Here is a 20,081-nt window from a genome sequence, read left to right on the forward strand (position 1 = left end):
TCCATGAGCACTCTGAAGCGGGTTCACACCACCCTGGCCCTCGGCACCTTGTGCAGCATCAGCCCTGCGCTGCTTGCCCAGGGTTTTATCGAAGACAGCAAAGCCAGCCTCACGGCACGCAACTATTACTTCGACCGGGACTACAAGGGCACCTCGGCGCAATCGGCCACGCGTGAATGGGCACAGGGCTTCATCTTGCGTTTCACCTCCGGCTACACCCCGGGCACCGTGGGCTTTGGCCTGGATGCCCAGGGCATGCTCGGGCTCAAGCTGGACTCCAGTGCCGGGCGCACCGGTACTGGCCTGCTGCCGTTCGACCCGGCCGATCGCGACCCGCGCGACAACTACTCGGAGCTTGGGCTGACCGCCAAGGTCAAGGTCTCCAAGACCGAACTGCAGGGGGGGCACGCTTGCGCCGATCCTGCCGATCCTGTTCGCCAGCCCTACCCGCCTGTTGCCGCAGACGTTTCGCGGTGCACAGCTCAAGACCCAGGACATCGACGACCTGACCCTGGTGGGTGGCCGGCTCGACCGCATGAACCAGCGCGACTCCACCGACTACCAGAAGATCACCCTGGCCTCGCCCAACCGGCGGTTCAATGGGGCGGCCGAGTCGGACGCCTTCAATTTCGCCGGGGGTGACTACAGATGGTCGGATGCGCTCACGCTCAAGTACTACCATGCGCAGCTCGAGGACATTTACCGCCAGGACTTCGTCGGTTTCATCGACAACCGCCCGCTGGGCAGCGGGCGCTTGAAGACCGATGTGCGCTACCACGCCAGTGGCGAGGACGGGCCGGCCAAGGCCGGCAAGGTCGACAACCGCACCTTTGGCGTGATGAGCACCTACAGCCTGGGGGCGCACAGCCTTGGGCTGGGCTACATGCAGTTGAGTGGTGAGACGGCCATGCCCTACATTGCCGGTTCCGAGCCGATGGTGGTCAGCGAAGGGGCGTTGAGCAGTGAGTTCCTCAACCCTCGGGAGCGTACCTGGCAGGTGCGTTATGACTATGACTTTGCGGCCATGGCGCTGCCGGGGCTCAAGGGCATGCTGCGCTACCTGGACGGTAGCCGCATCGAGCTGCCGACAGCGCTGGGCGGCAGTGGGCTCAGCGAAAGCGAGAAGGACATCGAGCTGTCGTACGTGGTGCAGAGTGGCACCTTCAAGAACGTTGCCTTTCGGTTGCGCCATGCCTGGTACCGCAATGATTTTGCGCCCAGCGCCTCGTTTCGCGATGACAACGAGTTGCGGGTGAACGTGGATTACACCTTGGCGCTCTGGTAGAGGGAGGCTGCTGGACCACGCCCCGGCTTGCCGGGGCGTTTGCGTTGAGGGGGGCTCGATCTTGAGACCGTCGACTATCACCTGAAGGCCCCACCGCGATCTTCGGCCGGACCGACAAGGCTGACAACGCGTCATGGCCAGCAGGATCGGCGTGGCCAGCCTGGTTTGCACAACCTCGGATCTCTATGGCGCCGTATGCCTACCCAACCTACTCCGTCACTACCTGCCCCACCTGGAACTCCAGTTGCTGCGCCAACTCACGCAACTCATTACACGATTGCCGCGTCTGATCGATCGTTCGCGCACTGACCGACGAGGCCTCGTGAATCCGCGTGACACTGCGGTTGATCTCATCCGCCGTGGCCGCCTGCTGCTCCGCCGCACTGGCAATCTGAAACGTCATCTGGCTGACCGTCGACGCCGACGCCGTAATCAATCCCAATACCTCTCCCGCCCGCACAGACGCAGCAACCGGCTGCTGCGCCGCCTCCACATTGGCACCGATCTGCGCCGCCGCCTGGCGCGCACCCGCCTGCACCCGCGTGATGATCTGCTGGATTTCCAGCGTCGACTGCTGCGTACGCATCGCCAAGGTGCGCACCTCATCCGCCACCACCGCAAAACCACGCCCATGCTCACCCGCCCGCGCCGCCTCGATGGCCGCATTGAGCGCCAGCAAGTTGGTCTGCTCGGCAATGGCGGTAATCACATCCAGCACCCGCCCCACATGCCCCGAGTCAACAGCCAGTTGATCCACAATGCTGCGACTCTGGCCCAAGGCCTCGGCCAAGGCACTGATCGCCTGCACCGCCTCGCGCACCGTGGCACCACCCGCACCCGCCTGACGTTCGGCATCCTGGGTCGAGGTCGCCGCCACACTGGCGTTATGCGCCACCGCCTGCACCGTACTGACCATCTGGCTCATGGCCGCGACCACGCTGTCGGTTTCCTGCTGCTGCGCCTGCATGCTGCGCTGCGCCGCCTCGGTGACCTGCCCCAGGCTGCTGCTGGTGCTGGAGATGCGCTGGCTGGCCTGGGCCATGCTGCGGGTCACCCGGTGCGCAGCCTCGACCAGGCGGTTGAAGCTGTGCGCCACCTGGGTCAGTTCGTCATTGCCCTCAGTGGGCAAACGCAACGTGAGGTCAGTCTGCCCATGGGTCGCGCGCGCCAGCGCACGCACCGTGTCATTCAACGGCCGGGTGATGCTGCGTATCAGAAAAACCGCGCACAACGCCATCAGCGACAACACCGCCAGCACCAGCACTGCGGGTGTCAACAGCACCGCATTCACCGCACTGCGCACATCCTGCGGGTGGATGCCGCTGGCCAGCACCCAGCCCCAGGGCTTGAACAACGCAACCTCTGAAACCTTGTACTCGGGCTGCTGCGAACCTGCCCGCGGGAACCAGTATTCGACGGTAGCCCGGCCGCGCTCACTGGCCGAGGCCACCATCTCACGGGCGAACAATTTGCCGTTGACGTCCTTGAAATCCGCCAGCGGCTTGCCGACCAGGGCCGGCGTGGTCGGGTGCATGACCATGCGGTGCTCAAGGTCGAGGATCAACAGGTAGTTGTCGTCCAGGTAGCGCAGGGTACTGACCACCTGCGCGGCCTGGCGCTGCGCCTGCTCGGTGCTCAGGTGCCCCTCGCGCGCCTGCCGCTCATAGTGCGCCAGCAGGTTGGACGCAGTATCCAGCGCCGTACCGACCCCGGCCATCTTCTCCTGCAGCAACGCACGGTGCAGCGTCAACCCCAGCCAGCCACTGAGCACGACGACAAACAGGGTAATGCCGACCACCAGAACAGTAATGCGGGTGCTGATCCGCAAATGCCTCAACCCGAACATAGAAAACGCCTCATTTTTGTTGTGTATGGCCGCGCTGATCGCGCCGAAAGCAAACATACACTATTGTATTTTCAAATGAGTATTTTCCAATGTTTCATAGACATTAAAGCGCTCAAAAAGAAGTCACATCTGCATCTTGTCAGTACGCGAATGCGCTCCGGTGCTTGCGTACGAAATCGACCCAGCGCACCGGCTCACGCCCCGTGATGGCCTGGAAGTTGTCGAACACCTGATCCACCCCGGGGATCGCCCCGGCGGCCATGCGCGTGAAGTTGTCGTGCACGCAGTTCATGTAGGCCATCTGCGCCCCGGCGGCGCGCATGTTCTGCAGGAACACATCGGGCGACTGTGCGTCATAGCGGAACGGCTGGCCGAGTACCTCGCTCATCACCTGCGCCACCTCGCCATACGATTTGACGTCGTAACCCAGACGATAGGTCTGCCCGGCGTGACGCTGCGGGTGCAGCAGGGCCTGCGCCGCCACCCGCGCCACGTCTTCGCCGTCCACCCAACTGAACGGGGTGTCGCCGGTGTACTGCTCGATCACGCCATTGCGCACCGCCTGGGTGCCGTCGTAGCTGAGCAGGTTCTGCATGAAGCACTCCGGGCGCAGGTGGGTGAAGGAAAAACCACGCCACTCGATGTAGCGCTCGACGAACTGGTGCCAGGCCCAATGCCCGATGGTGGCCTCGTCGTCCCCGCACGCGCCCAGATGCACCACATGCTGTACGCCGGCGCGCTTGGCACTGTCGAGAAACGCCTTGCTTTGGCGCAGCATGTCCACGGTGTAGCCGGTCACCAGCAGAACTCGGTCGATGCCTTGCAACGCCGGTGCCAGGGTGTGCTCCAGGTCGAAGTCCATGATCACCGTGCGAATGCCGCGGGCCTCGAACGGCTGCGCCTTGGCCGCCGAGCGCACCGCGGCCACGAGCGTGATGCTGTCGTCGTCCTGCAGAAAGCGCAGGGTGTCACCGCCAATCTGCCCCGTGGCACCGGTGATCAGGACTGTGGGTTTGCTGTCGTGCATGCTGGAAACCTGTCGTAAAAAGAGATGCCCCAGCTTACTCGGTACTATTTGTCGTATTGACGACAAATATTACCAAGTAAAGTGAACCCAATTCATCAATGGATGTGCGCCATGTTTTCCTCCGAACGCCTCAAGGGCATCGACGTGTTTGTCTGCGTGGCCGATCTGGGCAGTTTCAAGGCGGCAGCCGAGCGCCTGAACCTGACCGGCTCTGCCGTCAGCAAAAGCGTGGCGCGCCTTGAGGCCCGATTGCAGGCCCGATTGTTCGAGCGCACCACCCGGCGGGTCGCGCTGACCGACGCCGGCACCGCGTTCTACCGCACCTGCACCGGGGTGCTGGCGGAGCTGGAAGAAGCGGAACTGGCGTTGAATGCGCAAGGCAGCGAGCCGCGTGGCCGCGTGCGCATCGACCTGCCGGCCGCGTTCGGCCGCCTGCATGCCCTGCCGGCGATCCTGGCGTGTGTACAGACCCATGCGCTGCTGATGCCGCACATCACCTTCTCGGACCGTTTTGTCGACCCGGTCGAATCAGCCATCGACCTGTTCGTGCGCATCGGCGGGCCGGGGGCATGGCCCACCGGCGTTGCACACCGCTACCTGGGCTCGCAGCGGGTGGTGCTGTGCGCAGCCCCGGCCTACCTCGAGCAGCACGGGGCGCCGTTGCAGGAACGCGACCTGGCGCACCACCAGTGCATCGTCTATGGCCTGAACGACGGCCTGGTCGGCCCCTGGCATTTCCCCGCCGCCCAGCCCGGCCACACCGAGCGCCGCATCATGCCGGCGCGCATGGCGGTGGGCGATGCCGAAGGCCAGGTGAGTGCGGTGCTGGCCGGGCACGGTATTGCCCAACTGCCCACCTGGCTGATCAAGCGCCAGCTGGCGGACGGCAGCCTGGTCGAAGTGCTGCCGCAGTTGGCGACCCTGGGTTTGCCGATCCACCTGGCCTGGTTGAAGAACCGTGAGGCGCAGCCCAGGGTCAGCACCCTGCTGGCGCACCTGACCCGGTGCCTGTCAGGCGACGGTTTCGACCCCGCCTGAGGCGCTGGCAGGCTATTGTTGTAGCAACCGCACCGACCCCGGAGACCTCCATGCACTTCATCAAGTACCACGCCGCGGGCAACGACTACCTGGTGTATGCCGGACACCAGCCGTTCGAATTGCCGGCCGCGCAGATCACCCGCATTTGCGACCGCCACCGCGGGTTGGGCGCGGACGGCATCCTGGTGCCGCATTTCAGTGGCGATCCGCTGGGTGTGACGATCTACAACACTGACGGTTCGCAGGCACAGAAAAGCGGCAATGGCCTGCGCATCCTGTCGCGTCACCTGTGGGACCAGGGCCATGTCGGGAGCGAGCCGTTCCAGGTGCACACTGCCGGCGGCGTGGTGATCAGCCAGGTGCTCGATGACGGCGCGCAGGTGTCGATCCAGATGGGCCAGGCACGCTTCGACGAGCCCGCCAACGTGCTCATCGATGGCGAGCAGTTGCAGGTGCACCGTGTGTCGATGGGCAACCCGCATTGCGTGGTATTCGTCGATCAGCCCGACGAGGCGCTGGCGCGGCGCCTGGGCCCGCGGCTCGAATGCCACGCGCTGTTCCCCGAGCGCACCAATGTGCAACTGGTCAAGGCCAGGGACCGCACCCACCTGGACGTACGCATCTGGGAACGCGGCGTGGGCTACACGCTGTCGTCGGGCACCAGCAGTTGCGCGGCCGCAGCCGTTGCGCACCGGCTGGGGCTGGTCGATGCCAACGTAGCGGTGTACATGCCCGGCGGCACGATCTGCATCGAACTCGACGCGACCTTCAATGTGAAGATGCAGGGCCCCGTGTGCCGGATCGGCAGCTTTGCACTGGACCCGGAGTGCCTGGAGGACGTTGCGTAAAACAGGTGAGGATAATTCGTATACCATATCCTCAAATCCCCACGAATGAACGCCACCGTGAACCTACCCAAACTCAACGCGCCGGACCTGGGCAACACGCCTTCCACGTCGGAGATCATCACCCGGCACTTGCGTGATGCCATCGTGGCTGGGCATTTCGATGAAGACGAGCCGATTCGCCAGGACGACATTGCGCGTCAGTTCAATGTGAGCAAGATCCCTGTGCGCGAGGCACTCAAGCGCCTGGAGGCAGAAGGGTTGGTGATGTTCCAGCGCAACCGCGGGGCGATGGTCACGCGGATGTCGGACTTCGAGCTGGCGCAGATGTTCGAGGTGCGCATGTTGCTGGAGGACAAGGTGTTGCGCCTGGCCATTCCGAACATGACCGAGGCTACGTTTGCCCAGGCTGAGCGTATCTGTCAGGAGTTCATTGGCGAGAACGACGTGGGGCGTTGGGCGCAGTTGAACTGGGAGCTGCACGCCTGCTTGTACGAGCCGGCACAGCGGCCGTTTCTGGTGAGCCTGATCCGTTCGGTGAATGACAAGCTGGAGCGGTATCTGCGCATGCAGATGAGCCTGTCGGCGGGCAAGGAACGGGCCGACCATGAGCACCGCGAGATTCTCGAGGCGTGCCGGGCCAAGGATGTGGAGCGGGCGGTGGGTTTGCTGGATGAGCACATTGCCGGGGTGTGCAAGACGTTGCTGGAGCACTTGCCGACAGCGAAGTAGTGGAGGGCTTGATCTCAAGGGTGCCAGAAGTGCATTTATGGCGCTCGCAAGATCGGGCATCAACCACCCACTATGCCAATTTCGTCATCCACCCCGCGCAATTCCATCAAGACGCCCCACCCCGCCACACCCCACCCTAGCGGTCACTCCCCCTTTACGGACGTGACCCATGAAACGCATCACCGTGATCGATTCCCACACCGGCGGCGAACCCACACGCCTGGTGACGGCCGGTTTCCCTGACCTGGGCACCGGCAGCATGGCCGAACGCCGTCAGCGCCTGGCCGAACAGCACGATCAATGGCGCGCCGCCTGCATGCTCGAACCCCGCGGCAACGATGTGCTGGTCGGCGCCCTGCTGTGCGAACCGGTCGACCCGAGCGCCTGCGCCGGGGTGATCTTCTTCAACAACACCGGCTACCTGGGCATGTGCGGCCACGGCACTATCGGCCTGGTAGCGTCCCTCGCTCACCTGGGCAAGATCGGCCCCGGCACCCACACCATCGAAACCCCTGTCGGCACGGTACAAGCCACCCTGCACGAAGACCGCTCGGTCAGCGTGCGCAATGTACCCGCCTACCGCTATCGCCCTGCCGTCACCGTGCAAGTGCCAGGCGTGGGTGAGGTGACCGGCGATATCGCCTGGGGCGGCAACTGGTTCTTCCTGGTCGCCAACCACGGCCTGCACATCGGCGGCGACAACCTCGACGCCCTCACCGCCTACACCGTGGCCGTGCAACAAGCCCTCGAAGACCAGGGCCTGCGCGGCGAGGACGGCGGCCTGATCGATCACATAGAGCTGTTTGCCGACGACCCGCACGCCGACAGCCGCAACTTCGTGCTGTGCCCCGGCAAAGCCTATGACCGCTCGCCCTGCGGCACCGGCACCAGCGCCAAGCTGGCGTGCCTGGCCGCCGACGGCAAGCTGCAACCCGGACAGATCTGGCGCCAGGCCAGCGTGATCGGCAGCCAGTTCGAAGGCACCTACGAAACCGTCGGCGAGCGTATCGTGCCGACCATCCGCGGGCGCGCCCATATCAGCGCCGAAGCCACGCTGATCATCGAGCAGGACGACCCGTTCGCCTGGGGCATCCGCCTGTGAACAGCGGCCAGGCCGCCGATGTGATCGTGGTCGGCGCCGGCATCATCGGCGCCGCCTGCGCCCGGGCCCTGGCCCTGCGCGGTCTCGACGTGCTGGTGCTGGACGCCGGGCTGCCCGGCGCCACCGCCGCCGGCATGGGCCACCTGCTGGTGCTCGACGACAACCCGGCGGAACTGGCCCTGAGCCAATACTCACTGCAGCGCTGGCGTGAAATGGCCCCGGCGCTGCCCGAAGGCTGCGCCTACCGCAGCAACGGCACCCTGTGGCTGGCGGCCAACGCCGAGGAAATGGCCGTGGCCGAACACAAGCACGCCAACCTGCGCGCCCATGGCGAAGCCTGCCAACTGATCGGCGCCCGCCAGTTGCGCGAACGCGAACCGCTGCTGCGCGAGGGCCTGGAAGGCGGCCTGCTGATCGAGGGCGACGGCATCCTGTATGCCCCGGCCACCGCCCGCTGGATGCTCGACAACCCGAGCATTCGCCAGCGCCAGGCCAGGGTCAGCGAAGTCGATGGCCAGCGCGTACGCCTGGACGACGGCCAGTGGCTCGGCGCATCTGCAGTGGTACTGGCCAACGGCATCCAGGCCACCGAGCTGTGCCCGGAACTGCCGATCGAACCCAAGAAGGGCCACCTGCTGATCACCGACCGCTACCCCGGCAAGGTCACCCACACCCTGGTGGAACTGGGCTATGTGACCAGCGCGCACAACGCCAGCGGACCATCGACCGCGTGCAACATCCAGCCACGGCCCACCGGGCAACTGTTCATCGGCGCCTCGCGCCAATTCGGCACCACCGACCCGCAGGTCGAAGGCTGGATGCTGGCAAAGATGCTCAAGCGCGCCGCCGAGTACGTGCCAGCACTGGCCGAGCTGAATGCAATCCGCGCCTGGACCGGCTTTCGCGCCGCCAGCCCGGACGGCCTGCCGCTGGTGGGCCAGCATCCGCAACGCCCTGGCCTGTGGCTGGCGGTGGGGCACGAAGGCCTGGGCGTGACCACGGCCCCGGCCACCGCCGACCTGCTGGTGGCCCAGCTGTTCAACGAAACCCCGCCCCTGGCCGCACAGGCCTACCTGCCGCAACGATTCCCTGGAGCACCGACGCATGCCTGAACTGACCCTGGACGGTCGCGCCCTGCGCGTGGCCGACGGCACCAGCGTAGCCGCCGCACTTGCCCTGGGCGGCGATGGTTGCACGCGCACCTCGGTCAGTGGCCAGCGCCGTGCCCCCCTGTGCGGCATGGGCATCTGCCAGGAATGCCGGGTGACCATCGACGGCCGACGCCGCCTGGCCTGCCAGACCCTGTGCCGCGACGGCATGCAGGTGGAGACCCGCGCATGAACCCACACGCCGACGTGCTGATCATCGGGGCCGGCCCGGCCGGCATCAGTGCCGCGCTGGCCGCTGCGCCCAGCGCGGCGCGCATCGTGATACTCGACGACAACCCCTGGCCCGGCGGGCAGATCTGGCGCGACGGGCCCCAGGCCGGCGTGCCGGAGCAGGCGCGGCGCCTGCGCGAGCAACTGGCCGCGTGCAGCAACGTGCAGCACCACCCACACACCCGCGTGATCGCCAGCACCGGCCCACGCCAGTTGCTGGTGGAAGACACCGAGCACGGCTGGGTAATCGACTACGACCGCCTGATCCTGTGCACCGGTGCGCGCGAACTGCTGTTGCCCTTCCCCGGCTGGACCTTGCCCGGTGTCACTGGCGCCGGCGGCCTGCAGGCGCTGATCAAGGGCGGCCTGCCGGTGCGCGAGCAGCGCGTGGTGGTGGCCGGCAGTGGCCCGTTGCTGCTGGCCAGCGCGGCCACGGCCAAGCACAACGGCGCGCAGGTGGTACGGATCGCCGAGCAAGCCTCACGCACAGCCGTGGCAGGCTTTGCCCTGCAATTGCCGCGCTGGCCACACAAGTGGCTGCAGTCGTTCAGCCTCTTCGACCGCCAGTACCGCACAGGTACCCATGTACTGCAGGCGCTGGGCACCGATCGCCTTGAAGGCGTGCGCCTGCAACAGCAGGGCCAGGTGATAGAGATCGCCTGCGAGCGCCTGGCCTGCGGCTTCGGCCTGATCCCCAACAGCCAGCTCGGCCAGGCGCTGGGCTGCGCACTGCAAGGCCAGGCACTGGCGGTGGATGCCTGGCAGTCCACGAGCCAGGCCGGCCTGTTCGCGGCAGGTGAATGCACCGGTTTCGGCGGCAGCGAGCTGGCGCTGGTGGAGGGCACCATCGCCGGCCTTGCGGCCGTGGACGAACGCCAGGCCGCCTCCCGCCACTTCCCGCAACGCGCACGCTGGCAAGGCTTCGCCAAGGCCCTGAACCAGGCCTTCGCACTCGACCCACAGCTCAAGACCCTGGCCCAGCCCGAGACCCTGGTGTGCCGCTGCGAAGACGTACCCTACAGCGCCCTTGAGGGCCAGCGCGACTGGCGCGAGGCCAAACTGGCCACCCGTTGCGGCATGGGCGCCTGCCAGGGCCGTGTATGCGGCGCCGCCGCGCAGCACCTGTTCGGCTGGCAGCCGTCGGCGCCACGCCCACCGTTCAGCCCGGCGCGCATCCAGACCCTGATGTGCCTGGACGACACCCCGTCGGCATGAATCGGCCGCCGGGGGTTTCGGCAGCGGCGTCGGATCTCTATGATCCCGAAGGTGCTCACCAGACCGCCGGCGCCATGTACGTTTCGCTCAACAGCCTCACCCCCTGCGACCTGCCCAGCCTGCTCAGCAGCCTGCAGCCGATCGCCCCGCTGCTCGACACGCTGACCGACGTGGTGTTCTTCATCAAGGACACCCAGGCCCGCTACGCCTTCGTCAACCAGACCCTGGCGCGGCGCTGCGGCTTCAAGCACCGCAGCGACCTGCTCGGGCTGACCGCCGAGCACGTGTTCCCTGCGCGCTTCGGCCCGCTCTACACCGAGCAGGACCGGCGTGTGCTGGCCAGCGGGCGCGAACTGAGCGACCAGCTCGAACTGCACCTGTACTACGGCAACCAGCCGGTGTGGTGCCTGACCCACAAGCTGGCGCTGTTCGATGCCCAGGGCAGCATCGTCGGCCTGGCCGGCATCTCCCGCGACCTGCAGGCGCCCCAGGCCAGCCACCCGGGTTTCGACCGCCTGGCGGCGGTGGACGCGCATATCCGCCAGCACTTTGCACGGCCCATCACGCTGGCCGAGCTCACGGCCATTGCCGGCCTGTCGACGGCGCAGCTGGAGCGCAACTGCAAGCGGGTGTTCCAGCTCACCCCGCGCCAGATGATCCACAAGGTGCGCCTCGAAGAGGCCTCGCGTCTGCTGCAGCACACTGAACTGCCCATCACCGAGATCGCCCTGCACTGCGGCTACACCGACCACAGCGCATTCAGCCGCCAGTTCCGTGCCCTCACCCGCTTGTCCCCCACCCAGTACCGCGACCTGCGCCGTTAAGCGGCGAGTGTTCCTTAAAGGGGCGTTCGCTCGCGTATTGCTCCCATATGTAACACCACCACCAGACGCTCACCTCACGCCCCACCGTACGCCAACCCCGGATGACGCAGCGCAAGCGGTCTGCTTCAAGGGCCGACAGCCAATTACGGATGCTGGCCCGAAACAGGCACGGGCATTGCTATAAAAATATCGTATACGAAATTCACGATACGCTTGCTATCAGCACTTTCCGACAAACGAGGCTTCCATGAAAAACCCCGCTTTTGTTGTAGCCCTCAGCGCTGTGCTCAGTACCTCTTTGGTGGCCACCGCCCAGGCCGACAAGCTCGATGACATCATCGGTTCCGGCAAGCTGCGCTGCGCCGTGACCCTGGACTTCCCGCCCATGGGTTTTCGTGACGAAGCCAACAAGCCGGCCGGCTTCGACGTGGACTACTGCAACGACCTGGCGAAAGTGCTGGGGGTCGATGCAGAAGTGGTCGAGACGCCCTTCCCCGACCGTATCCCCGCGCTGATCTCGGGGCGCGCCGACGTGATCGTCGCCTCCACCTCCGACACCCTGGAGCGCGCCAAGACGGTCGGCCTTACCGTGCCGTACTTTGCCTTCCAGATGGTCGTGCTGACCCGCGACAACACCGGTATCAACAGCTTCGACGACATCAAGGGCAAGGCGCTGGGCAACACCAGCGGCACCTATGAGGCCATCGCCCTGGAGAAGGACGTCAAGCAATGGGGCAGCGGCAGCTTCCGCGCCTATCAGTCACAGAACGACACCATCCTGGCCGTTGCCCAGGGCCATATCGACGCCACCGTGGTCACCAACACCGTCGCCGCCGCTACCCTCAAGTCGGGCAAGTACAAGAACCTGAAGATCGCCGGCAACGCACCGTACGTGATCGACTACGTGTCGCTGGGCGCCAAGCGCAACGAGTACGGCCTGATCAACTACCTCAACCTGTTCGTCAACCAGCAGGTGCGCAGCGGCCGCTACAAGGAACTGTTCGTCAAATGGGTCGGCACCGAGATCCCACCCACCGATCTCACCGTCCCTCACGTCTACTACTGAGGTGGCCGGCATGCCCAGCCCTTGCACTGCCCTGAACGGGCGTAGCCTGGTCGACGGCACCGCCTGCGGCGAACTGCTGTTCGCCGAGGTGGGCTTGAGTTTCTGGGGTGGCGTGGACGCGTTCACCGGCGAAGTCATCGACCGTCACCACCCCTTGAGCGGCCAGCACCTGGCCGGCCGTGTACTGGCCATTCCCAGTGGCCGCGGCTCGTGCACCGGCAGCAGTGTGATGATGGAACTGATCAGCAACGGACACGCACCGGCGGCACTGGTGCTGGCCGAACCCGATGAAATCCTGACGCTGGGCGTGCTGGTGGCGCAGTTGCTGTTTCAACGCTCGCTGCCGGTGCTGTGCATCGGCCAGCAGGCGTTTGCCGCCCTGCGCGGCAAGGCCTTCGCGCAGGTGCAGGGTGAACGCCTGGCCCTGTTCGACCAGCCACCGGCCGACGCCGGCCAGGTTGAACAGACCAGCCTGGCCACCGCCCAAGCCGTTACCACACTCACCCTCACTGCTCTCGACCAGGCACTGCTCGACGGCCAGTACGGCAAGGCCGCGCAGGTAGCCATGCAGATCGTGCTGCGCATGGCCGAGCTGCAAGGTGCCGAGCAGTTGGTGGACGTGACCCAGGCGCATATCGACGGCTGCATCTATACCGGCCCGGCGAGCCTGCGCTTTGCCGAACAACTGGTGCAGTGGGGCGCGAAGGTACGCGTACCCACCACCCTCAATTCGATTTCCGTGGACCAGCGGCGCTGGCGTGAACTGGGTATCGACGCCGCGCTGGGTGAACCGGCCAGCGCCCTGGGCGATGCCTACATGGCCATGGGCGCGCAGCTCAGCTACACCTGCGCGCCCTACCTGCTCGACAGCGCACCCAAGGCCGGCGAACAGATCGTGTGGGCCGAGTCCAACGCGGTGGTCTACGCCAACAGCGTGCTCGGCGCGCGCACCCTCAAGTACCCCGACTACCTGGACATCTGCATCGCCCTGACCGGGCGCGCACCGCTGATCGGTTGCCACCTGGACGCGCAACGCAAGGCGCGCGTGCAGATCGAACTGCCGGCACTCGAACAGCTGGACGATGCCTTCTACCCCTTGCTGGGTTATCACATCGGTGCCCTGGTCGGCAGCCAGATCCCGCTGGTGAGGGGCCTGGAACGCTTCAAGCCGAGCCTGGACGACCTCAAGGCCTTCGGCGCCGCGTTCGCCACCACGTCGGCGGCGCCGCTGTTCCATATTGCCGGCGTCACACCCGAGGCGCTGGACCCGGCCGCGGTGATCGAGGCCGGCGAGGTACTGCCGGTGCGCTCGATCAGCCTGGCCGACCTGCTGGTCAGTTGGCACGAGCTCAACAGCGCCCGCGAGCCGCAGGTGGACCTGGTGTCGCTGGGCAACCCGCACTTCTCGCTGAGCGAGTTCGCCCACCTGGCCCAGCTGTGCCAGGGGCGCACACGCCACCCGGCGACGAGCCTGGTGATCACCTGTGGCCGTGCCGTGCTTGAGCAGGCGCGCACAGCCGGTTACCTGGCACCGATCGACGCCTTCGGCGCGGTGCTGGTGACCGATACCTGCTGGTGCATGCTGGGTGAACCGGTGATCCCGCCGGGCGCCCGCACGCTGATGACCAACTCGGGCAAATACGCCCATTACGCCCCCGGGCTGGCCGGCCGGCCGGTGCATTTCGCCAGCCTCGGCGCCTGCGTCGAGGCGGCCTGCACCGGTGTGGCCAGCGGCCAACTGCCGGCCTGGCTGCAACCTGCCGCCCCACTGGAGAGCCCCGCGCATGTTTGACTACACCTTCCAATGGCGCGCGGCCCTGCGCGCCCTGCCCGACATGCTGGCCGGTGCCTGGGTCACCTTCGAGACCGCCGCGCTGTCGATGATCTTCGGCGTGTTGATCGCCCTGGCGCTGACGGTGATGCGCGAAGCGCAGCAACCGGTGTTGCGCGGCATCGGCAATGCCTGGGTGTCGATCGCGCGCAACACGCCGTCGCTGTTCCAGATCTACATCCTGTACTTCGGCCTGGGGTCGCTGGGGCTGCACGTAAGCTCCTGGTTCGCACTGCTGGCGGGCATCACCTTCAACAACGCAGGCTACCTTGCGGAGAACTTTCGCGGCGGGCTCAAGGCCGTGCCTTCCACGCAGATGCGCGCGGCGCGTTCGCTGGGCATGAGTGCGTTCCAGGCCTACCGCATGATCATCGTGCCGCAGCTGCTGCGCATCGTGTTCTACCCCTTGAGCAACCAGATGGTGTGGGCGGTGCTGATGACCTCGCTGGGGGTGATCGTGGGGCTCAACAACGACCTCACCGGCGTGACCCAGGACTACAACGTCAAGACCTTCCGCACCTTCGAATACTTCGCCCTGGCAGCGGTGCTGTATTACCTGATCGCCAAGCTGATCGTCGCGGTGGCCCGGCTGATGGCCTGGCGGCTGTTCCGTTACTGAGGAGCTGACCATGTTTGCTACAAGCTTTACCTGGAACGACATGCTGTTCCTGCTCGACGGGGCCTGGGTCACCCTGCAACTGACCTTCTGGGCGATCATCCTGGGCTCGCTGGCCGGGTTGCTGTTCGGCCTGCTGCGCGCCCTGATGCCGCGCGCCAGCCTGCCGCTGGCGTGGGTACTGGACGTGTTTCGCAGCGTGCCGCTGCTGATCCAGTTCGTGCTGTTCAACTCGTTCAAGAGCATCGTGGGCCTGAACATCAGCGCCTTCAGCGTGGGCTGCATCGTGCTGGGGGTGTACGCCGCGGCGTACTTCACCGAGATCGTGCGCAGCGGCGTGCTGGCGGTGCCGCCCAGTGTGCGCCGGGCCAGCCGCTCGCTGGGCCTGAGCTACCTGCAGGACCTGCGCTGGATCGTGCTGCCGATGGCCTCGCGGGTGGCCTTCCCCGGCTGGCTGAACCTGGTGCTGAGCGTGATGAAAGACACCGCCCTGGTGATGTGGATCGGCATCGTGGAATTGCTGCGCGCCTCGCAAACCATCGTCACGCGTATTCAGGAACCCCTGCTGGTGCTGTGCATCGCGGGCCTCATTTACTACGTCATGAGCCTGGTGGTCGCTCGCCTGGGCGCCCGACTGGAAAGAAGGTGGCAAGAAAATGATTGAGATCGACAACGTACACAAATCCTTCGGCGACCTGGAAGTGGTCAAGGGCGTGAGCCTGACCGTGAACAAGGGCGAGGTGGTGTCGATCATCGGCGGTTCGGGCTCGGGCAAGTCGACCCTGCTGATGTGCATCAACGGCCTGGAGCCGATCCAGAAAGGCAGCATTCGCGTGGACGGCATCGAGGTGCACGACAAGGCCACCGACCTCAACCGCCTGCGCCAGAAGATCGGCATCGTGTTCCAGCAGTGGAATGCCTTCCCGCACCTGACCGTGCTGGAGAACGTGATGCTGGCGCCGCGCAAGGTACTGGGCAAGAGCAAGGAGCAAGCCGAGGCGCTGGCGATCCAGCAACTGACCCACGTGGGCTTGGGCGACAAGTTCAAGACCTTCCCCGGCAAGCTTTCGGGTGGGCAGCAGCAGCGCATGGCGATTGCCCGGGCGCTGGCGATGTCGCCGGACTACATGCTGTTCGACGAAGCGACTTCGGCGCTCGACCCGCAGCTGGTAGGCGAGGTGCTGGACACCATGCGCATGCTGGCTGAAGACGGCATGACCATGGTGCTGGTGACCCACGAGATCCGCTTTGCGCGGGATGTGTCGGACCGCGTGGCGTTTTTCCGCAATGGGTTGGTGCATGAGATCGGCTCGCCCGACCAGGTGATCGGCAATCCGATGCAGCCGGAGACGGCGGCGTTTCTCAAGTCGGTGAAGTAACCAAGGGCCCCTTCGCTGGCAAGCCAGCTCCCACAGGGTGTGGGAGCTGGCTTGCCAGCGAAGGCAGCACCAAAGATCAGGAGCGAAGCAATGCGTTCATCCAAGGTGATTCATGTAGTCAGCTGCCACGCCGAAGGCGAGGTCGGCGATGTGATCGTCGGCGGCGTCGCGCCGCCCCCCGGCGACACGCTGTGGGAACAGTCGCGCTGGATCGCCCAGGACGACACCCTGCGCAACTTCGTGCTCAACGAACCCCGCGGCGGCGTGTTCCGCCACGTCAACCTGCTGGTGCCACCGAAAAACCCGCTGGCGCAGATGGGCTGGATCATCATGGAGCCCGCCGACACCCCGCCGATGTCCGGCTCCAACTCGTTGTGCGTGGCCACCGTGCTGCTCGACAGCGGCATCCTGCCCATGACCGAACCGCAGACCCGCCTGGTGCTCGAAGCCCCCGGCGGCCTGATCGAAGCCGTGGCCGAGTGTCGCGACGGCAAGGTGCAGCGCGTGGAGGTGAAGAACGTGCCCTCCTTCGCCGACCGCCTGGACGCCTGGATCGAGGTCGAGGGCCTGGGCTCGCTGCAGGTCGATACCGCCTACGGCGGCGACAGCTTCGTGATCGCCGACGCACATCGCCTGGGCTTTGCCATCCGCCCCGACGAAGCGGCAGCGCTGGTCGAGGTGGGCCTCAAGATCACCCGCGCCGCCAATGAACAACTGGGCTTCGTGCACCCGCTCAACCCCGACTGGTCGCATATCTCCTTCTGCCAGATCGCCGCGCCCATCGTGAAAGAAAACGGTGTCGCCACAGGCGCCAATGCCGTGGTTATCCAACCCGGCAAGATCGACCGCTCCCCCACCGGCACCGGCTGTTCGGCACGCATGGCAGTGCTGCACGCCAAGGGCCTGATGCAGGTGGGCGAGCGCTTTGTGGGGCGCTCGATCCTCGGTTCCGAGTTCCATTGCCGTATCGATTCGCTCACCGAAGTGGCCGGCCGCGCGGCCATCTACCCGTGCATTTCGGGCCGTGCGTGGATCACCGGTACCCACCAGTTGCTTCTCGACCCGGCCGACCCGTGGCCGCAAGGCTACCGCCTATCGGACACCTGGCCTGGCGCGTGATCGCTAACCCTCTGATTCAGCACCACTAAGCAAAAAAGCCGGGAAATACCCCGAGAAAGTACTGGCTCGATTCACACACTTAAAATATCGTATACGAAATACTTACAACCACCGGAGACAACCAATGAGCAAGCGCATCAACTGGAGTGGCGTGTTCCCAGCGGTCACCACCCAATTCAACGACGACTTCTCCATCAACCTGGAAAAGACCCACGAGGTGATTTCCAATGTGATCCGCGACGGTGTCTCAGGCCTGGTGGTGTGTGGTTCGGTGGGCGAGAACACCTCGCTGACCGCTGAAGAAAAGATTGCCGTGACCGAAGTGGCGGTGGACGCCTCGCGTGGTCGTGTGCCGGTGATCTGCGGCGTGGCCGAGTTCACCAGCGTGCAGGCGGCCAAGGTGGCCAACGCAGTGCGCAAGGTAGGGGTGGATGGCGTGATGCTGATGCCGGCACTGGTGTACGGCTCCAAGCCGTTCGAAACCGCCGAGCACTACCGCTACGTGGCCAAGCACGCCGACGTGCCGCTGATGGTCTACAACAACCCGCCGATCTACAAGAACGACGTGACCCCGGACATCCTGATTTCCCTGGCCGACTGCGACAACGTGGTGTGCTTCAAGGACTCCTCGGGTGACACCCGCCGCTTCATCGACGTGCGCAACGAAGTGGGCGACCGCTTCGTGCTGTTCGCCGGCCTTGACGACGTGGTGCTCGAGAGTATCGCGGTGGGCGCCGAGGGCTGGGTGTCGGGCATGTCCAACGTGTTCCCGAAAGAGGGCGAGACCATCTTCCGCCTGGCCAAGGCGGGCCGCTTTGCCGAAGCCATGCCGATCTACGAGTGGCTGATGCCGATCCTGCACCTGGATGCGCGTGCTGACCTGGTGCAATGCATCAAGCTGTGCGAAGCCATCGCCGGTCGCGGCAGTGCGCTAACCCGCCCACCGCGCCTGGCGCTGCCAAAAGACGACCGCGAGTTCGTCGAGCAGATCATGGCCAAGGCCCTGGCCAACCGTCCCGAACTGCCTGACGTCGGCCTCTGAGCAAGTGCCGGGCCGGCCCCCGCCGGGGCGCAGGCCTGAGCCCAGCCTTTTCCAACAGGAGCACTGCATGACCGAGATCATCGGCCACAACTACATCGGCGGTGCGCGCAGCGCCGCCGGCAGCATCACCCTGCACAGCCATGACGCCAGCAGCGGTGAAGCCTTGCCGTTCACCTTTACCCAGGCCACTGCCGAGGAAGTGGATGCAGCGGCACTCGCTGCGGCGGCGGCCTACCCTGAGTTTCGCAACCTGCCGGCCGAGCGACGCGCCGAGTTCCTGGAGGCGATTGCCGCCCGGCTGGATGCGCTGGATGACGACTTCGTCAGCCTGGTGACCCGCGAAACGGCATTGCCCACCGCCCGCATCAAGGGCGAGCGCGGGCGCACCAGCGGGCAGATGCGGCTGTTTGCCCAGGTGCTGCGGCGCGGTGATTTCTATGGCGCGCGCATCGACCATGCCTTGCCCGACCGCCAGCCGATGCCGCGGGTGGACCTGCGCCAGTACCGTATCGGCGTAGGGCCGGTGGCGGTGTTTGGCGCCAGCAACTTCCCGCTGGCGTTCTCCACCGCCGGTGGCGACACCGCGGCGGCGCTGGCAGCCGGTTGCCCGGTGGTGTTCAAGGCCCACAGTGGTCATATGGCCACGGCCGAGCGGGTGGCCGATGCAATCATCCGTGCGGCCGAGCAGACCGGCATGCCCAAGGGCGTGTTCAACATGATCTATGGTGCCGGCGTGGGCGAGGCGCTGGTCAAGCACCCGGCGATCCAGGCGGTTGGTTTCACCGGTTCGCTCAAGGGTGGCCGGGCGCTGTGCGACATGGCGGCTGCGCGCCCGCAACCGATCCCGGTGTTCGCCGAGATGAGCAGCATCAACCCGGTGCTGGTGCTGCCTGCTGCCCTGCAGGCACGCGGTGAGAGCATTGCCACCGAGTTGGCGGCCTCGGTGGTGATGGGCTGCGGGCAGTTCTGCACCAACCCTGGGCTGGTGATCGGCATTCGCTCGCCGGCGCTGGATGCCTTTGCCGAGCGCCTGGCTGCCGTGCTGGGCGAGCAACCGGCGCAGACCATGCTCAATGCCGGCACCTTGCGCAGCTATGCCCAGGGCGTGCAGGCGCTGCACGAGCATGCCGGCGTCACGCATCTGGCCGGGCGTGAGCAGCAGGGCAATCAGGCGCAACCGCAGTTGTTCAGGGCGGATGCAAGCCTGTTGCTGACGGGTGATCCGTTGTTGCAGGAAGAGGTATTCGGCCCGGCCACGGTGCTGATCGAGGTGGCGGATGAGGCCCAGTTGCAGCGTGCGCTGCAGGGTCTGCATGGGCAGTTGACGGCCACGTTGATTGCCCAGGCCGAGGACCTGGCGCGGTATGCGCAGGTATTGCCGCTGCTGGAGCAGAAAGTTGGCCGGGTGCTGTTCAATGGTTACCCGACCGGGGTGGAGGTGTGCGATGCGATGGTGCATGGCGGGCCGTATCCGGCAACGTCCGATGCACGCGGCACGTCGGTGGGGAGTTTGGCGATCGATCGTTTCCTGCGGCCGGTGTGTTACCAGAACTGCCCGGATGAGTTGTTGCCGGCGGCGTTGCAGGAAGGGAATCCGTTGGGGATTGTGCGGTTGGTTGATGGGGTGATGGGCTGAGGGCAGCACTTCGCTACTTCATCTCACTTAAGTCCATCGCCAGCCTTGGGGGTTCGCCGCAGATTGCGGTGGGGCCAACAGGTGCCAGCCAACACATCT

Annotated in this window: 18 protein-coding genes and 2 pseudogenes; 17 read left to right on the forward strand and 3 right to left on the reverse strand. The window is 65.7% G+C overall.

What is annotated here, in order from left to right:
• Positions 1-3 precede the first annotated feature (3 nt).
• Positions 4-1,285: pseudogene (locus KUO17_RS01030) on the forward strand (OprD family porin).
• Positions 1,286-1,493: 208 nt separating this feature from the next.
• On the opposite strand, the gene KUO17_RS27015 reads toward KUO17_RS01030, so the two are convergent.
• The 3 genes and pseudogenes from KUO17_RS27015 to KUO17_RS01040 all read right to left on the reverse strand — a co-directional run bounded on the left by KUO17_RS27015 (position 1,494) and on the right by KUO17_RS01040 (position 4,158).
• On the reverse strand, positions 1,494-2,327 hold the full coding sequence (locus tag KUO17_RS27015; protein ID WP_425274819.1) for a methyl-accepting chemotaxis protein: 834 nt from the start codon (positions 2,325-2,327) through the stop codon (positions 1,494-1,496).
• A 30-nt stretch (positions 2,328-2,357) separates the two neighbouring features.
• Positions 2,358-3,188, reverse strand: a pseudogene (locus tag KUO17_RS27020) (cache domain-containing protein); the annotation flags it as partial.
• A gap of 82 nt (positions 3,189-3,270) precedes the next feature.
• On the reverse strand, positions 3,271-4,158 hold the full coding sequence (locus KUO17_RS01040) for an SDR family oxidoreductase (protein WP_217973199.1): 888 nt from the start codon (positions 4,156-4,158) through the stop codon (positions 3,271-3,273).
• A gap of 111 nt (positions 4,159-4,269) precedes the next feature.
• Between KUO17_RS01040 and KUO17_RS01045 the strand changes: the two genes are divergently transcribed.
• The 16 genes from KUO17_RS01045 (at position 4,270) to KUO17_RS01120 (ending at position 19,982) form a co-directional block, all read left to right on the forward strand.
• A complete protein-coding gene (locus KUO17_RS01045; protein WP_217973200.1) occupies positions 4,270-5,196 on the forward strand; it encodes a LysR family transcriptional regulator in 927 nt (308 codons plus the stop codon).
• Positions 5,197-5,246: 50 nt separating this feature from the next.
• Positions 5,247-6,044 (forward strand): diaminopimelate epimerase, encoded by a 798-nt coding sequence (dapF, locus tag KUO17_RS01050; RefSeq protein WP_217973201.1) that lies wholly within the window; start codon positions 5,247-5,249, stop codon positions 6,042-6,044.
• A 45-nt stretch (positions 6,045-6,089) separates the two neighbouring features.
• Positions 6,090-6,773 carry a GntR family transcriptional regulator gene (locus KUO17_RS01055; RefSeq protein WP_217973202.1) on the forward strand — a complete coding sequence of 228 codons (684 nt, stop codon included), beginning with the start codon at positions 6,090-6,092 and terminating at the stop codon, positions 6,771-6,773.
• Between the two features lie 169 nt (positions 6,774-6,942).
• The gene (locus KUO17_RS01060; RefSeq protein WP_217973203.1) at positions 6,943-7,875 is read left to right on the forward strand and encodes a 4-hydroxyproline epimerase; all 933 of its coding nucleotides are present in this window, start codon (positions 6,943-6,945) and stop codon (positions 7,873-7,875) included.
• Entirely contained in the window at positions 7,872-8,987 is a 1,116-nt protein-coding gene (locus KUO17_RS01065) for an NAD(P)/FAD-dependent oxidoreductase (protein ID WP_217973204.1), read from the forward strand. Before KUO17_RS01060 ends, KUO17_RS01065 begins: the two co-directional genes overlap by 4 nt.
• Positions 8,980-9,216 carry a (2Fe-2S)-binding protein gene (locus KUO17_RS01070; protein WP_217973205.1) on the forward strand — a complete coding sequence of 79 codons (237 nt, stop codon included), beginning with the start codon at positions 8,980-8,982 and terminating at the stop codon, positions 9,214-9,216. The genes KUO17_RS01065 and KUO17_RS01070 overlap by 8 nt, the downstream gene beginning before the upstream one ends.
• Entirely contained in the window at positions 9,213-10,469 is a 1,257-nt protein-coding gene (locus KUO17_RS01075) for an NAD(P)/FAD-dependent oxidoreductase (RefSeq protein WP_217973206.1), read from the forward strand. The genes KUO17_RS01070 and KUO17_RS01075 overlap by 4 nt, the downstream gene beginning before the upstream one ends.
• A gap of 74 nt (positions 10,470-10,543) precedes the next feature.
• Positions 10,544-11,293 carry an AraC family transcriptional regulator gene (locus KUO17_RS01080; protein ID WP_217973216.1) on the forward strand — a complete coding sequence of 250 codons (750 nt, stop codon included), beginning with the start codon at positions 10,544-10,546 and terminating at the stop codon, positions 11,291-11,293.
• Between the two features lie 247 nt (positions 11,294-11,540).
• Complete coding sequence (locus KUO17_RS01085) at positions 11,541-12,359, forward strand: ABC transporter substrate-binding protein (protein ID WP_217973207.1); 819 nt, start codon at positions 11,541-11,543, stop codon at positions 12,357-12,359.
• Between the two features lie 10 nt (positions 12,360-12,369).
• Positions 12,370-14,151 (forward strand): cis-3-hydroxy-L-proline dehydratase, encoded by a 1,782-nt coding sequence (gene lhpI / locus KUO17_RS01090; protein WP_217973208.1) that lies wholly within the window; start codon positions 12,370-12,372, stop codon positions 14,149-14,151.
• A complete protein-coding gene (locus KUO17_RS01095; RefSeq protein WP_217973209.1) occupies positions 14,144-14,809 on the forward strand; it encodes an amino acid ABC transporter permease in 666 nt (221 codons plus the stop codon). Before lhpI ends, KUO17_RS01095 begins: the two co-directional genes overlap by 8 nt.
• 10 nt (positions 14,810-14,819) lie before the next feature.
• Positions 14,820-15,470 carry an amino acid ABC transporter permease gene (locus KUO17_RS01100; protein WP_217973210.1) on the forward strand — a complete coding sequence of 217 codons (651 nt, stop codon included), beginning with the start codon at positions 14,820-14,822 and terminating at the stop codon, positions 15,468-15,470.
• Entirely contained in the window at positions 15,463-16,185 is a 723-nt protein-coding gene (locus KUO17_RS01105; RefSeq protein ID WP_217973211.1) for an amino acid ABC transporter ATP-binding protein, read from the forward strand. Before KUO17_RS01100 ends, KUO17_RS01105 begins: the two co-directional genes overlap by 8 nt.
• Positions 16,186-16,275: 90 nt before the next feature.
• Positions 16,276-17,304, forward strand: a complete 1,029-nt coding sequence (locus KUO17_RS01110) for a trans-3-hydroxy-L-proline dehydratase (RefSeq protein ID WP_217973212.1) — start codon at positions 16,276-16,278, stop codon at positions 17,302-17,304.
• Between the two features lie 124 nt (positions 17,305-17,428).
• Positions 17,429-18,346, forward strand: a complete 918-nt coding sequence (locus KUO17_RS01115; protein WP_217973213.1) for a dihydrodipicolinate synthase family protein — start codon at positions 17,429-17,431, stop codon at positions 18,344-18,346.
• Positions 18,347-18,413: 67 nt separating this feature from the next.
• Positions 18,414-19,982: an aldehyde dehydrogenase (NADP(+)) gene (locus tag KUO17_RS01120; RefSeq protein ID WP_217973214.1), complete on the forward strand. Its 1,569-nt coding sequence runs from the start codon at positions 18,414-18,416 to the stop codon at positions 19,980-19,982.
• Positions 19,983-20,081: the final 99 nt, after the last annotated feature.

The sequence above is a fragment of the Pseudomonas aegrilactucae genome (assembly GCF_019168305.1).
In the GTDB taxonomy this organism is placed as follows: Bacteria; Pseudomonadota; Gammaproteobacteria; order Pseudomonadales; family Pseudomonadaceae; genus Aquipseudomonas; species Aquipseudomonas aegrilactucae.